General features: G+C 35.8%; 14 protein-coding genes. All 14 read left to right on the plus strand.

Annotated elements, in window-relative coordinates; translation table 11 throughout:
- Positions 1–193 precede the first annotated feature (193 nt).
- The 14 genes from yabG to spoVT all read left to right on the plus strand — a co-directional run bounded on the left by yabG (position 194) and on the right by spoVT (position 15136).
- Positions 194–1078 carry a sporulation peptidase YabG gene (gene yabG / locus HHU08_RS00300; protein ID WP_169187578.1) on the plus strand — a complete coding sequence of 295 codons (885 nt, stop codon included), beginning with the start codon at positions 194–196 and terminating at the stop codon, positions 1076–1078.
- Positions 1079–1417: 339 nt separating this feature from the next.
- Positions 1418–1681 (plus strand): biofilm formation stimulator Veg, encoded by a 264-nt coding sequence (veg, locus tag HHU08_RS00305; protein ID WP_016204729.1) that lies wholly within the window; start codon positions 1418–1420, stop codon positions 1679–1681.
- Positions 1682–1890: 209 nt separating this feature from the next.
- Positions 1891–2073 carry a small, acid-soluble spore protein, alpha/beta type gene (locus HHU08_RS00310; RefSeq protein WP_169187579.1) on the plus strand — a complete coding sequence of 61 codons (183 nt, stop codon included), beginning with the start codon at positions 1891–1893 and terminating at the stop codon, positions 2071–2073.
- Between the two features lie 409 nt (positions 2074–2482).
- Positions 2483–3352: a 4-(cytidine 5'-diphospho)-2-C-methyl-D-erythritol kinase gene (gene ispE / locus HHU08_RS00315; RefSeq protein ID WP_016204731.1), complete on the plus strand. Its 870-nt coding sequence runs from the start codon at positions 2483–2485 to the stop codon at positions 3350–3352.
- Positions 3353–3407: 55 nt separating this feature from the next.
- A complete protein-coding gene (purR, locus tag HHU08_RS00320) occupies positions 3408–4229 on the plus strand; it encodes a pur operon repressor (protein ID WP_016204732.1) in 822 nt (273 codons plus the stop codon).
- 20 nt (positions 4230–4249) lie between these two features.
- Entirely contained in the window at positions 4250–4624 is a 375-nt protein-coding gene (locus HHU08_RS00325) for a RidA family protein (protein WP_016204733.1), read from the plus strand.
- 187 nt (positions 4625–4811) lie between these two features.
- The gene (spoVG, locus tag HHU08_RS00330; RefSeq protein WP_026574035.1) at positions 4812–5102 is read left to right on the plus strand and encodes a septation regulator SpoVG; all 291 of its coding nucleotides are present in this window, start codon (positions 4812–4814) and stop codon (positions 5100–5102) included.
- A 306-nt stretch (positions 5103–5408) separates the two neighbouring features.
- The gene (glmU, locus tag HHU08_RS00335) at positions 5409–6767 is read left to right on the plus strand and encodes a bifunctional UDP-N-acetylglucosamine diphosphorylase/glucosamine-1-phosphate N-acetyltransferase GlmU (RefSeq protein WP_016204735.1); all 1359 of its coding nucleotides are present in this window, start codon (positions 5409–5411) and stop codon (positions 6765–6767) included.
- 88 nt (positions 6768–6855) lie between these two features.
- Complete coding sequence (locus tag HHU08_RS00340) at positions 6856–7812, plus strand: ribose-phosphate diphosphokinase (protein WP_016204736.1); 957 nt, start codon at positions 6856–6858, stop codon at positions 7810–7812.
- 168 nt (positions 7813–7980) lie between these two features.
- A complete protein-coding gene (locus HHU08_RS00345; RefSeq protein WP_169187580.1) occupies positions 7981–8622 on the plus strand; it encodes a 50S ribosomal protein L25/general stress protein Ctc in 642 nt (213 codons plus the stop codon).
- Between the two features lie 156 nt (positions 8623–8778).
- Positions 8779–9342, plus strand: a complete 564-nt coding sequence (gene pth, locus HHU08_RS00350) for an aminoacyl-tRNA hydrolase (RefSeq protein WP_016204738.1) — start codon at positions 8779–8781, stop codon at positions 9340–9342.
- Between the two features lie 94 nt (positions 9343–9436).
- On the plus strand, positions 9437–9667 hold the full coding sequence (locus HHU08_RS00355; protein ID WP_016204739.1) for an anti-sigma-F factor Fin family protein: 231 nt from the start codon (positions 9437–9439) through the stop codon (positions 9665–9667).
- Positions 9668–10449: 782 nt separating this feature from the next.
- Complete coding sequence (mfd, locus tag HHU08_RS00360; RefSeq protein WP_169187581.1) at positions 10450–13989, plus strand: transcription-repair coupling factor; 3540 nt, start codon at positions 10450–10452, stop codon at positions 13987–13989.
- A 610-nt stretch (positions 13990–14599) separates the two neighbouring features.
- On the plus strand, positions 14600–15136 hold the full coding sequence (gene spoVT / locus HHU08_RS00365; protein ID WP_016204741.1) for a stage V sporulation protein T: 537 nt from the start codon (positions 14600–14602) through the stop codon (positions 15134–15136).
- Positions 15137–15287: the final 151 nt, after the last annotated feature.

Genomic DNA, 15287 nt, shown 5'->3' on the forward strand with positions numbered 1-15287 from the left:
GGTCCAATAAGTGCAACTAACCATCAGTGGGGGATGAGGAAAAGTCCCCACTGATGGTTAGTTTTCTTTATGTTTCGATTCTTCTCTTTCGAATTGCTCACAACTTTATAGACATATGCATAATTTATCAGAGATAGATATTGAATACTAATAAACACTCAGAAGTGTGTTTGGGTTAATTGGAGTGACGACAGTGACTATAAATATCATGGATATCGTCGGTAGAGAGTCTTATAATTGTGATCTATTATTTCGAATCATCGATACAAAAGAAGTGAATGGCAAAAAAATAGCCATTCTTTATGGAGAGGATTTTCGACTAATTGCTGATGCTCCATACGAAGATTTAGTGTTAGTTAATCAGCCAATGCAACGGAAGATTTCACAAAAAGTGCAGTTGATGGAGGAACAATCTCTCCAGTTATTTCGACAAGATGTGAATCTCTTAAGAAGAAAGCAGGAGTATCAAGTAACTGAAGCTTATAGCAAACCTTCTAACTATTTTCAATTACCAGGAAAAGTGCTTCATATTGATGGAGATCCCAACTATTTAAAAAAATGTCTCACCTTATATGAAAAAATCGGGATACCTGTAAATGGAGTGCATTGTAATGAAAAAGAGATGCCTGGTAAGATAGGGAGTTTGCTGGATTACTATCGCCCAGATATACTAGTTATAACAGGTCATGACGCTTATTCTAAGGCGTTAGGAGAAAAGAATGATATCAATGCATACCGCCATTCAAAATATTTTGTACAGACCGTCAGAGAGGCGAGAAAGAAGCTTCCTAATTTGGATCAGTTAGTCATCTTTGCTGGAGCTTGTCAATCTCACTTTGAATCTCTGATTTATGCAGGAGCCAATTTTGCTAGTTCCCCTTCAAGAGTAAATATTCATGCGCTTGATCCGGTTTATATTGTTGCAAAAATTAGCTTTACGCCATTTATGGAAAGAGTAAACGTTTGGGATGTTTTAAGGAATACACTAACTGGCGAAAAAGGGTTAGGGGGAATTGAAACGAAAGGAGTCCTTCGAGCAGGTATGCCATATCATACAAATCAATCAGAAGAGGTATGATGCAGATAGCAAGTAAGCCTTAGACAGCTGAATATCATTGTATACAGGTGTCCTGGTTATGGACTATTACAATAATCTATGTGCTTCATTTATGGTAGTAACAGGAAGACTACTTTTTTGTTTAGCCACTTCATATTAATGGTAATTAATAGATAGTAGAAAAATATTGAATTTTTCTACATATTTATCCTCACATTGTGCAAACTATCTTTGTTTAAAAATTGGAGAAAAATAAGAATAAAAAATATTGACAACTTCTGAAAAAGACTGTTATAATTTATGTTTTTATTTGACTCTGTTATGTCAGTGTGATATACTTTACACAGTGAGGTGGACCGAATGGCAAAAACATTATCAGATATAAAAAAAGCTCTTGATTCAAATTTAGGAAAAAGGCTTATGCTGAAGGCAAATGGCGGTCGTCGCAAGACAATAGAACGTTCAGGAGTATTAGCAGAGACTTATCCATCTGTATTTGTAGTGGAGTTAGATCAGGATGAAAATGCATTTGAACGTGTATCATACAGCTATGCAGATGTTTTAACAGAAACGGTTCAAATTACCTTCTTTGAGGATACATCAGGACAAATTGCTTTAAGCTAACTATTATTGCTTGAAAGCATTAAGCGGCAGTGAACAATTTGTTTGCTGCTTTTTTCATGGGAAAAATACAAATAATAATAATGATATTTAAATAAAGTCGATTGTAAATGTATAAATAAGCATAAGTTTTGGCAACAAATAGATAACATGAAAAACTAGTGATGGTTACATACTAAACATACCGTGGGTGATGAAAGGAGAGATTCACTTTGGGTAGACGAAAAGGGATTATGTCTGAAGGGCTAAAGGAAGAATTAGCAAAAGAACTTGGTTTCTATGATGTAGTTCAGAAAGAGGGCTGGGGCGGTATTCGCGCAAGAGATGCAGGGGATATGGTCAAAAGAGCAATAGAAATAGCAGAGCAAAGTCTTCTTACTCAAAATAAAGAGTAACTTCAAAAGTCACTTTACGTCCATCTTTTTTGTATTATAATCATAATGGAGTTACCCACGGTACAATAGAATCTATCATTAGCTTATATCTATATTATCGACAAATGGTATAGATATTAGGGTTAATGATAGGTTCTTTTTTGTTCCAAAGTAATGGGGAGTTAGAATCCATCATAAAATGAATGATAAATTATCGGGAAAACGTAATCTCTATTGTATGTAAGAGAATGATTTGTGGTAAAATCACTATATCCATATAGAAGATTAGATGAGCATAATGCTTGTTAGGTACGGAATAAGGTAAAAGATAAAGTTCGTCTAGCCTACTATTATTACCTCCTTGGAAAGGCCTCCTTCGTTAGGTGGGGGAAAAAAGTAAATGATGAAATTTGTTAAGTGGGTGGAAATATTGAAGCTTTTGGTTAAAGCGCCAGCTAAAATCAATCTGTCATTAGATGTGCTTCATAAGAGACCAGATGGGTATCATGAAGTAGAAATGATTATGACAACAATTGATTTAGCAGATAGAATTGAACTAGCACTGCTAGACAGCGATGTAATAAAAATAATTTCTCTTAATAGATTTGTTCCTGATGACCAAAGAAATCTTGCTTATCAGGCGGCAATTATATTAAAAGAAAAGTTTAATGTAAAAAAAGGTGTAGAAATAAAAATAGAGAAAAACATTCCTGTTGCAGCAGGTCTTGCTGGAGGCAGCAGTGATGCAGCGGCCGTATTACGCGGTCTAAATAAGTTATGGGATTTAGGGTTAACATTGGATGAATTGGCCGTCATTGGAGCTGAAATAGGGTCTGATGTGTCTTTTTGCGTATACGGAGGGACGGCACTAGCAACTGGAAGAGGGGAAATCATTAAAGAATTGCCTGCGCCGCCAGTTTGTTGGGTGATATTGGCGAAACCATTTATCGGTGTATCAACAGCAGATATTTATAAAAGACTAGATGTAGAGACAATTGAGCATCCCAATACGGAGAAAATGATTGAGTCCATTTCATCAAAGGATTATGATTTGATGTGTGAAAACGTCGGGAATGTACTAGAAAATGTCACTTTATCCTTATATCCCGAGGTCGCTCAAATTAAAGAACAAATATGTAAGTTTGGGGCAGATGCCGTTCTTATGAGCGGGAGTGGTCCCACTGTTTTTGGATTAATTCAACATGATTCAAGAATGAACCGCGTTTACAATGGATTAAGAGGGTTTTGTGATCAAGTGTTTGCTGTCCGAATGATTGGACATCGACATACTCTTGATTAAATCCGTATAATAATGTAAAATTGTCCTTAAATATTCGGGTTTTGGGGGTTCGGTTATGAAGTTTCGTCGTAGTGAGCGTTTAATAGACATGACGAATTACTTGCTGGAGCATCCTAGGCAGTTAGTATCTCTTTCTTATTTTGCAGAAAAGTACGGCTCAGCCAAGTCTTCCATAAGTGAGGATTTGGCTATTATTAAAGAAACATTTGAGCAAAGAGGAATTGGTACCTTGCATACATTGCCAGGAGCAGCCGGTGGAGTAAAATATCAAGTAAGAGTCAGTGAAGAGGAAGCTAAACCATTTGTAGAAGAGCTTTGTGATTTGATTAAAAGTCCAGAAAGGCTTTTACCAGGTGGATACCTCTATATGAATGATATACTGGGAAATACGGCTATCGTTCAAAAAGTTGGAAAACTTTTTGCATCAGCTTTTGCTGATACTGACATAGATGTAGTGATGACAGTTGCTACAAAGGGAATTCCTTTAGCATATGCAGTAGGAACTTATTTAAATGTTCCTGTGGTTATGGTTAGAAGAGATAGCAAAGTAACAGAAGGTTCTACTGTGAGTATCAATTATGTTTCTGGTTCAACTAAAAGAATCCAAACGATGCTACTGTCTAAAAGAAGTTTAGAAGATGGTTCCAAAGTTTTAATTGTGGATGACTTTATGAAGGCTGGCGGTACGATCAATGGCATGATTAGTCTATTAGAGGAATTCAATGCAAGTGTTGCGGGAATAGCAGTATTAGTGGAAGCTGAAGAGGCTGAGGAAAGATTAGTAGATGATTATTTATCACTAGTCAAATTATCAGGTGTTGATGTAAAAGAAAAGAAAATTTCTGTGGAAAATGGTAATTATTTTGACAAAAAGTAGACCTTAGGGGGAAATGATAAATGAAAGTTGTTCAAACAAGCAATGCACCAGCAGCTATCGGACCGTATTCTCAAGGAATTATTGTAAATAATCTATTTTTCAGTTCTGGACAAATTCCTTTAACTGCAGAAGGTACCTTAGTAGAAGGGGACGTTCAAACACAGACACACCAAGTGTTTAAGAATTTAGCAGCAGTTTTAGAAGAGGCTGGTGCATCCTTTGAAACAGTGGTGAAAGCAACTGTATTTATTAAAAATATGGAAGACTTCCAAGCGATCAATGAAGTATATGGGGAGTATTTCTCTACTCATAAACCTGCTCGTTCTTGTGTGGAAGTAGCTAGACTTCCTAAAGATGTATTAGTAGAAATCGAAGTAATTGCTCTTTGTAAATAAGTTACTTACAGAAAAAGGAAGATAGTCGAAGGTAAAGTGGAAAAATAGAGGAATTTATCACTTTTCGGCATATTTTCTTTATTTTATCCTAAATATTCTAAAAAATTTCACCTTTTAAGAAGGAGTTATGAAAATTCTGTTGAATTTAATAACTAGATTTTATCTTCTAGTAAAGGTGGTGAACAGGATGGAAGTAACTGATGTAAGGCTACGCCGAGTTAATACGGATGGACGAATGAGAGCTATTGCCTCTATTACACTAGATAATGAATTTGTTGTTCACGATATTAGGGTAATTGACGGAAATAATGGATTATTTGTAGCGATGCCAAGTAAACGAACACCGGATGGTGAATTTAGGGATATCGCGCATCCAATTAACTCTGGTACAAGAGGAAAAATCCAGGAAGCAGTTTTGGCAGAATACCACCGCCTGGGTGAATTAGAAATTGAATTTGAAGAAGCTGGAGCTTCCTAAAATAATCTACAGCTAGAGCCTACTTCTTAAGAGTAAGGCTCTTTTTTTTGCCACCTATTTCTTTCCTATATACCCCTTGATTTTCCAATGAAAACAATCAATACTTTTAGTATCATAAGAGAGACAGAAATTTTTTCTACAGTATCCTTGTTTTTAGAAGATTTGCTTATGTGAAAAAAGGAAAATGTTACAATCTAAAAACACCTTTTAGAAAGAAGCGTACATAAATTGTGAATCCTTCCTTGAAATCAAGAGTTATTTAAGATATATTTTTTAGTGGATAAAAAGGTTATTGGAGGCCTGTGAATGACAACTCGTTACGCAGTGATTTTAGCCGCAGGACAGGGAACTAGAATGAAGTCAAAACTTTATAAAGTACTTCATCCTGTTTGTGGAAAGCCGATGGTACAGCACGTTGTAGATCAAGTAGAAAAGCTACAAGTGGATTCAATCGTAACAGTAATTGGCCACGGTTCAGAAAAAGTAAAAGCGCAGCTTGGTAATAGTGTGAATTACGTATACCAACAAGAGCAGCTTGGAACGGCACATGCAGTAATACAAGCAAAAGATCTTCTTGGAGACAAAGAAGGAGTGACACTTGTCGTTTGTGGAGATACCCCACTTATGACAAGTGAGACGATAGAGGCACTCTTTTTACACCATGAGAAAGTGGGAGCGAAGGCAACCATTTTAACGGCAAAGGCAAGTAATCCAGATGGTTATGGCAGAATTATTCGTAATCAAATGGGGGTAGTAGAAAAAATTGTTGAGCATAAGGATGCAACGGAAGCAGAAAGAAAAATAACAGAAATTAATACAGGTACCTATGTATTTGATAATGCTTTGTTATTTCAGGCTTTAAATAATGTTTCAAATGAAAATGTGCAAGGTGAATATTATTTGCCAGATGTTATTGAGATTTTGAAACAACAGGGAGAAACAGTTAGTGCGTTCCAAACAATTGATTTCAATGAAACAATTGGTGTGAATGATCGGATTGCTTTATCAGAAGCAGAATCAATTATGAGAAAGCGAATCAATGAACAGCATATGCGTAACGGCGTAACGATTATTGATCCGTTAAATACTTATATTGAAGCAGGCGTAACAATTAAAGAAGATACCGTAATATACCCAGGAAGTACGATTTCAGGAAATGCTGTAATTGGTTCAGATTGCACGATTGGGCCAAATACAGAAATAAAAAATTGTGTTGTAGGAAATAATACGGCTATCAAACAGTCTGTTGCCCATGATAGCAGCATTGGTTCTGACGTAAATATTGGACCATTTGCACATATTCGTCCAGCATCTATCATTGATGATGAAGTGAAAATCGGAAACTTTGTTGAAATTAAAAAAGCAACATTCGGAAAAGGAAGTAAAGCATCTCACTTAAGTTATATTGGAGATGCGAGCGTCGGCAGTGATGTGAATATAGGTTGTGGTACAATCACGGTTAATTATGATGGGAAAAATAAGTTTTTGACTACGATAGAAGATGGCGCATTTATTGGCTGTAATTCCAATTTAATTGCACCTGTCACAATTGGTAAAGGAGCTTATGTTGCAGCAGGCTCCACCATTACAGATGACGTTCCGTCTGAGGCACTTTCTATTGCACGTGCCCGCCAAGTTAATAAAGAGAATTATAAACGTAAATAAAAAGGTTAAACAAAGAAGAATAATTTGTAATAATAGCTATACTTCATTCTTCGTACTATTAGTGGAAAAAGACCAGTGGAGGTTCAGCATGCCAGTTAAGAATTTAGATCCAAATTTGAAGGTATTCAGTTTAAACTCTAATCCAGAATTAGCGGGGGAAATTGCCGAGTCAATTGGAGTAGAATTAGGGAAATGTTCTGTAACACGTTTTAGCGATGGAGAAATTCAAATTAATATTGAAGAGAGTATCCGTGGTTGTGACGTATATGTTATTCAGTCAACTAGTGCACCTGTTAACGAGCATATTATGGAATTATTAATCATGATTGATGCATTAAAACGTGCATCAGCTAAGACGATTAACCTAGTAATTCCTTATTATGGGTATGCTAGACAAGACAGAAAAGCAAGAGCTCGTGAACCAATTACAGCAAAATTAGTAGCTAACTTACTAGAAACTGCTGGCGCAACTCGTGTTATTACATTAGACTTGCATGCACCACAAATTCAAGGTTTCTTTGATATTCCGATTGATCACTTGATGGGTGTACCAATTCTAGGTAACTATTTCAGTCAACGTGAATTCGATGGAGAACTTGTTATTGTTTCTCCAGATCATGGCGGTGTTACAAGAGCAAGAAAGCTTGCAGAACGATTAAAGGCACCGATTGCTATTATTGATAAAAGACGACCAAAGCCAAATGTGGCGGAAGTAATGAATATTGTTGGTAATATCGAAGGGAAAATTGCTATTCTGATTGATGATATTATTGATACAGCTGGAACTATTACACTTGGTGCCAATGCTCTTGCTGAAAATGGCGCGAAAGAGGTTTATGCATGCTGTACACATCCTGTATTATCAGGACCCGCCATGGAAAGAATCAACAATTCTAAAATTAAAGAGCTAGTTGTAACAAACTCTATTGAACTGGGAGATAAGAAACTTTCTGCTAATGTTATTCAATTATCAGTAGCTGATTTATTAGGTGAGGCTATTCTTCGCGTTCACCAAGATCAGTCTGTAAGTTTCTTGTTTGATTGATAGTACTCTATATGATTACGGATAGTCGCTTGTCTTAAGGCAGGCGACTATTAGTATTATGGTTTGCTTTTTACAGAGGAAAGCAAATTCTTTATGTTTAAATATCTTCCATTTAGGGCATTTTTTATATAAGAGTGTTCATTTGAATAAATAATGGAAGGTGAAATCATGACAGCAACTTTACAGGCAAAAAAACGTACGACGGAAAAGCATTCAAACTTAACGAAATTAAGAAATGAGGGAGAAATTCCAGGTATCGTTTATGGATCAAAAGTAGAAAATACAGCGATCTCTTTAAATGAAGCGAATTTCCTAAAAACAATTCGAGAGGTTGGAAGAAATGGTGTTATTTCGTTAGATATTGACGGAGAAACCTATAATGTTGTTTTAAATGAATATGATTCTGATCCAATTAAACGCGGCATCGTACATGTGGACTTTTTAGCAGTAGATTTATCAAAAGCAATCAGTGCACCAGTAAGGGTATCTCTAGTAGGCGAAGCAGCTGGAGTAAAAGATGGAGGCGTTATGCAACAGGCTCTACATGAATTAACAGTTACAGCAAAACCTAATGATATACCGACTAGTATTGATATTGATGTAACAGATCTTCAAGTAGGAGATACGATTACTGTCGGAGATGTTAAGGGTTATGATAAAATAGAAATTAATCATGAACAAGAAGAAGTAATAGCATCCATTCTTGCACCAAGACAGGAAGAGGAAATTAGTACAGGAGAACAACAAGAAGAAGGAATGCCTGATAATGTAGAAGGCAGAGAAACAAAGCCAGATACAGCAGAAGAGTAATCCGATCCATTCAAATATATTCTCCCTGTACGTTTTTTAGAAAGAAGGTTTCTAAAAAAACATAAGCAAGAAAAGGTTTGACCGATTAGCTTTCTATTGGCCAAACCTTTTTCTTGTATGGTTTATAAGTATAGAATTAAAAGCAGGGGGATTCAAATGAAATTAATCGTAGGACTTGGAAATCCAGGTAAGCAATATGATAGAACAAGACATAATATCGGGTTTGAAGTAGTTGATTTTTTATCAAGCCATTATAATATTCCATTAGATAAAGCAAAATTCAAAGGGAATTTTGGAATGGGAAATATTGGCGGTGAAAAGATAATTTTATTAAAGCCGCTTACATATATGAATCTTTCCGGAGAATCTATTCGTCCTATTATGGACTATTACGATTTACAGCCAGAAGATTTAGTAGTTATTTATGATGATTTAGACTTGCCGGTCGGAAAGATAAGACTTCGTCAAAAAGGAAGCTCTGGCGGACATAATGGAATTAAGTCAACCATTCTTCATGTGGGGACTGAAAAATTTAATCGTATAAGAGTCGGGATTGATCGCCCGAAAAATGGAATGAAGGTTGTAGATTATGTCCTTGGGAAATTTACAAAGGAAGAGATGGATATATTAGAAGGGACTATCCAGAAATGTGCAGATGCTTGTGCACATTGGACAGAGGAACCTTTTTTGCAAGTAATGAATAAATATAATATCCAGTAAGCTATATAGGTGCATTCCAGTTGTTTTGGTTATATTTGCATTCGAATAGGTTAATACTAGCATTATATTTAATGTCTAGTAAGGAGGCCTTGGAATGGCTATACACTATCATTGCAGACATTGTGGTGTGCATATAGGGTCAATTGATGTGGAATCAGTAGAAACAAATCGATTAGGTTTTGATCATTTAACAGAAGAAGACCGCTCCGAAATGATTCAGTACCATCAAACAGGAGATGTTGAGGTAAAATCTATTTGTGAAGATTGTCAAGAATCATTATCGAAAAATCCTGGTTATTATGAAAATGATTATTTGATTCATTAAAAGCGCGCTCAAATAAAATGGCAGTTTTTAATTCGGGAAAAAGAGGATGGGACATAACTAAATAGATACTCTGTAAAGACGAACAATTTCTAATATAGCTAGTAAATAGCGGCTGCTTTCGCATACTTTTTACAAGAGGAAATATAATTAGTTGGAAAAACAGAGCAGCCGGAATACACGAAGACTCCTATGGGATTAGCGAGACAGTCTGAGACCCTGCAGGCCACAGGCCGAAGCGGCTCAGCGCGAGCCCCATGGAAAGCGAAGTGTATTCCGGCTGCGGGGAATCGCACCAAACTTCATGGAAACATCCTTTGAAAAACAAATAAAAGCCCGAACAATTATACGGAACATTCATTAGCATCTTCGTATAATTGTTCGGAATTATCCTTGGCTGGAATACTTATGTCCCAGCCTCATTTTTCCGTTGTCTGTATATATGTTTTCTTTTGTATTGCAGGAATATAGGCAAGATATCTCGTATATAACAACATTAAGAAGTATTTCTTCTTCCTTTTAGCGGAATTGCTTATATGATGTATGGAGAACTTCAAATTTTAAGATTTTTGAAAGACCTTATATACTAAGGTCTTTTATGAGGAAACAAATAGATTGCAATTATAAATCTTCATGTAAAAGAGAAACAAATTATTAGGATTGATTTAAACCTTAAAGATAAAAGGGCTAGTAGCTAGGGGTAACCATTTTACTAAATACTTGAAATAAACTAGCTCTGCACCACTTTTATGGTGCCTTTGCTTTCGAATGGGAGGGAAAATTTTTTGTTAGGGTTAAAAGATTTATTTAAACAGCAAGAAGATATACAAAACGTCATTTCTGGGTTAGATGCTGGATTACATGAGCAATTAGTTTCAGGGCTTTCTAATTCAGCACGTACTTTATATATGACTTCTATTTATGAAAGAACAAAGAAACCGTTATTAATCGTAACGCATAATTTATTGCAGGCACAAAAGCTTTATGACGATATTACCAATATAGTGGATGAAAAGGATGTTTTTCTTTATCCGGCTAATGAATTAATTGCGGCGGAAATTAGCATTGCGAGTCCTGAACTTAAGGCTCAGCGTATAGAAGTATTGAACTATTGGGCGAAGAAAAAATCGGGAATAATGATTGTACCAGTAGCAGGTTTGAGAAAGCTACTTCCTCCTAAAAAGTTATGGAAGGAAGCTCAGTTAAAGCTTGAAATTGGGCAGGATTTAGATTTAGAAGCATTTTTATTGAAACTCGTTCATATGGGGTATGTTCGCTCGGAGATGGTTGCATCACCGGGAGAATTTAGTGTGCGTGGTGGAATTTTGGATATTTATCCATTAACAGAAGAAGATCCACTTCGTATTGAATTATTTGATACAGAGATTGATTCCATTAGAGCGTTCTCACTTGAAGATCAACGCTCGAAGGAAAAGAAGGAAACCGTTAGCATTGGTCCTGCTACAGAGATTCTTTATGATGAAAAGGCGGTTAGCAACCTAATAGAAAAGCTTGAAAAGGGCTTAGCTGAAAGTTTAAAAAAAATAAAAGATGAAGCAACCAAAACATTACTAACACAAAACATCGGTAGCGAAATAGAACAGCTACGAAATGGACAGAAGCCAGAACAGATATATAAATACCTATCCATCCTTTATGGAGAACATGTCAGTTTAGTAGATTATTTACCAAATAACGGCTTTTTAATTATCGATGAAATTAGTAGAGTGCAAGAAATGAATGACACGCTTGAGAAGGAAGAAGCTGATTGGTATACGAGCTTATTAGGTGAGGGGGAAATCATTCATGGATTAACCTTATCGCAAAGTACTAATCATCTTTTACATCAAGCAAAACAACCGATTGTTTATTTATCTTTATTTTTGCGTCATGTACCAAATACTAATCCGCAAAATATAATTAATGTTTCTTGCAAACAAATGCAAAATTTCCATGGACAAATGAATGTGCTAAAAGCAGAAATGGAAAGATGGAAGAAGAACCATTATACTGTCGTATTACTTGGTAACAGTGAGGAACGTCTAGAAAAATTAGAGCAAGTTTTACAAGACTACGATATGGAAGTAATGGTTCAAAAGAATGCTAAGAAAATTTCCGAAGGGAAAATTCAACTGGTAGAAGGTCATCTCCAGTCAGGATTTGAGCTTTCTATTTTAAAATTAGCGGTAATAACGGAAGAAGAATTATTTAAAACGAAGACTAAAAAAATATCGAAAAGAAGACAGAAACTAACAAATGCAGAACGTATAAAGAGTTATTCTGAGTTAAATGTTGGTGACTATGTAGTCCATGTCAACCATGGAATTGGTAAATATCTTGGAATTGAAACACTTCAAATAAATGGAGTTCATAAGGATTATTTACATTTGCGCTACCAAGGCAATGATAAGCTCTATGTTCCGGTTGAACAAATCGATTTAGTACAAAAATATGTAGGTTCAGAGAGTAAAGAACCGAAAATATACAAATTAGGTGGTAATGACTGGAAGAAAGTAAAGAAAAAGGTAGAATCTTCTGTTCAAGATATAGCTGATGATCTTATCAAGCTATATGCAGAACGTGAAGCTTCTGTTGGTTATGCCTTTTCTCCAGATGGAGAAATGCAGCGGGAATTTGAAGCGGCATTTGCTTACCAGGAAACGGAGGATCAATTACGATCTATTCATGAGATAAAAATAGATATGGAAAGAGAAAGACCGATGGACCGCCTTCTTTGTGGAGATGTTGGTTATGGAAAGACAGAAGTTGCTATCCGAGCAGCTTTTAAAGCGATAGCTGACGGAAAACAAGTTGCCTTCTTAGTTCCAACGACTATCTTGGCACAACAGCATTATGAAACGTTGAGAGAGCGTTTTCAAGACTACCCGATAGAAATTGGTTTGCTAAGTAGATTCCGGACAAGAAAGCAGCAAAACGATACAATCAAAGGGTTGAAGGCGGGAACGATTGATATTGTTGTAGGTACACATCGGATTCTATCAAAAGATATATCATATCGAGATTTGGGCTTATTGATTATTGATGAGGAACAACGATTTGGGGTAACGCATAAGGAGAAGATTAAACAATTAAAAACTAATATTGATGTGTTGACACTAACGGCAACTCCAATTCCTAGAACACTCCATATGTCTATGTTAGGTGTACGAGATTTATCTGTTATCGAAACACCTCCTGAAAATAGATTCCCTATTCAAACCTATGTTATGGAATACAATGGTGGGCTTGTAAGAGAAGCTATTGAAAGAGAACTTGCGAGAAATGGGCAGATTTATTTTCTATATAATCGTGTGGAAGACATTGAAAGAAAGGCCGAAGAAATTTCCATGTTAGTCCCTGATGCAAGGGTTACCTATGCTCACGGGAAAATGACGGAAAATGAATTAGAATCAGTAATGATCGGGTTTTTAGAGGGAGAATACGATGTTTTAGTAAGTACAACGATTATTGAAACAGGAGTAGATATTCCTAATGTAAATACATTAATTGTTCAGGATGCAGATCGTATGGGGTTGTCCCAGTTATATCAATTGAGGGGAAGAGTTGGGCGTTCTAATCGAGTAGCCTATGCCTATTTTACGTATAAGAAAGATAAAGTCCTAACAGAAGTGGCAGAAAAGAGACTGCAGGCAATTAAAGAGTTTACAGAATTAGGATCTGGTTTTAAAATCGCTATGCGTGACTTAACTATTCGTGGGGCTGGAAACCTTCTCGGTGCTCAACAGCATGGATTTATTGATTCGGTCGGGTTTGATTTATACTCTCAAATGCTAAAAGAGGCAATAGAAGAGAGAAGAGGAACGATAACGGAAGAACAAAAACAGACAATTGAAATTGATTTAGATATTGATGCTTATATTCCAGATTTTTATATTAGTGATGGACAGCAAAAGATTGAGATGTATAAAAGGTTTAGAGGTGTTACAACCTTAGAGGATATGGAAGAACTAAGAGAAGAATTAATCGACCGTTTTGGAGACTATCCAGAGGAAGTTTCTTATCTTTTCAAAATCACAGAAATGAAGATTTATGGAAAGCAAGCGGGAGTAGAATTGATTAAACAAACAAAGGATGAAGTTCTCATTCTGTTATCAGAACAAGGTAGTGATCGTATGGATGGACAAAAAATATTTGAGAAAAGTTCTAAATATGGTCGAATGATTGGTCTTGGCATGGATGGAAGAAAACTAAAAATGATTTTCCATGTAAAAGGTGTCGAAAAAGAAAAATGGCTTAAAGCGTGTCACGAAATGGTAGAAGCGTTAAATACATTTAAAAAAGAACCAGAGCAAATTACAAAATGATGAAAAGAAAATTTTAAGTAGGAAAGTTTGTCGGAATTAGAATTCTAGACTAACTTGATGCAACCATGTTGGTTGGAGCGGATAGGTAAGGCTCCTAAGGGAGATTCGAGAAAGACCGAGACCCTGCAGGAGCGAACCCCTGTAGTGGAAATCAACAAAAAAGACCATAGGTAAAAACCTCAAATTTCAAGGAGTTTGTCTACAGTCTGAGAAGCTCTCCATTAGGAGAGCTTCTTTTTCATACCCGTAATTATAAAGAATATTACGTAAAAGGAATGTTTAATATGGAGGGACAAGGGTATAAACAAAATAAATAAAAGTTAAAAAGTTTTCTGATTGATGACATCTAAGTTCAGTACTTGAATAGATAAATGTTTCATCCCCGATTTGGGAAGTGAACTTCCCGTGGATGGATGATATGGTAAATATTTTTCAGTAAGTGAAATATTCACCAAGGAAAATAAAGCTACCTAGAGAAAATTTTGCATGTTTAATGTATAGAACTTACCATATGAAAGATACTATGTTTAAATATGGTGAACATTTCATGTATAGTGAGAATGCATTCACCAATTTAAAAAATCATCTGATGAAAGTGAGGCAACACGGAATGAAAGCAACTGGAATTGTGCGTCGAATCGATGATTTGGGTCGTGTCGTTATCCCAAAAGAAATCAGAAGAACATTACGAATTCGTGAAGGTGATCCATTAGAGATTTTTGTTGATCGAGATGGAGAAGTGATTTTAAAGAAATATTCACCGATTAGTGAATTAAGTGATTTTGCAAAAGAGTATGCCGAAGCTCTCTATGATAGTTTAGGAAATGCGGTGCTAATTTGTGACAGAGATTCTTACATTGCGGTTTCGGGTGGATCGAAGAAAGATTATCTGAATAAAAATATTAGTAGTGTAGTGGAAAAGGCAATGGAAGATAGAAGTTCAATTCTTATGAATCAACAAGACCAAGTAGCATTAGTAGATGGTAATACTGAAACAATTTCAGCTTATACAATTGGTCCTATCATTGCAAATGGTGATCCAATTGGAGCAGTTGTCATTTTCGCAAAAGAAGACTCACTTGGTGATGTAGAGAAAAAGGCTGTAGAGACTGCAGCAGGATTTTTAGCTCGCCAAATGGAATCATAATGATTGCATAACGTTTTTTACTAATCTTTATATGCCTTAAACTGTCGACAAACTCGGAAAGGAGTTGTCGACTTTTTTGTTTTTAGGAAGTATCTTAACAAATAAGATTGTTCTATTAAAACTATAACAAATTTGTTCTATTAAAACTATA

Origin of the sequence: Niallia alba, assembly GCF_012933555.1 — a bacterium.
Classification (GTDB): Bacteria; Bacillota; Bacilli; order Bacillales; family Cytobacillaceae; genus Niallia; species Niallia alba.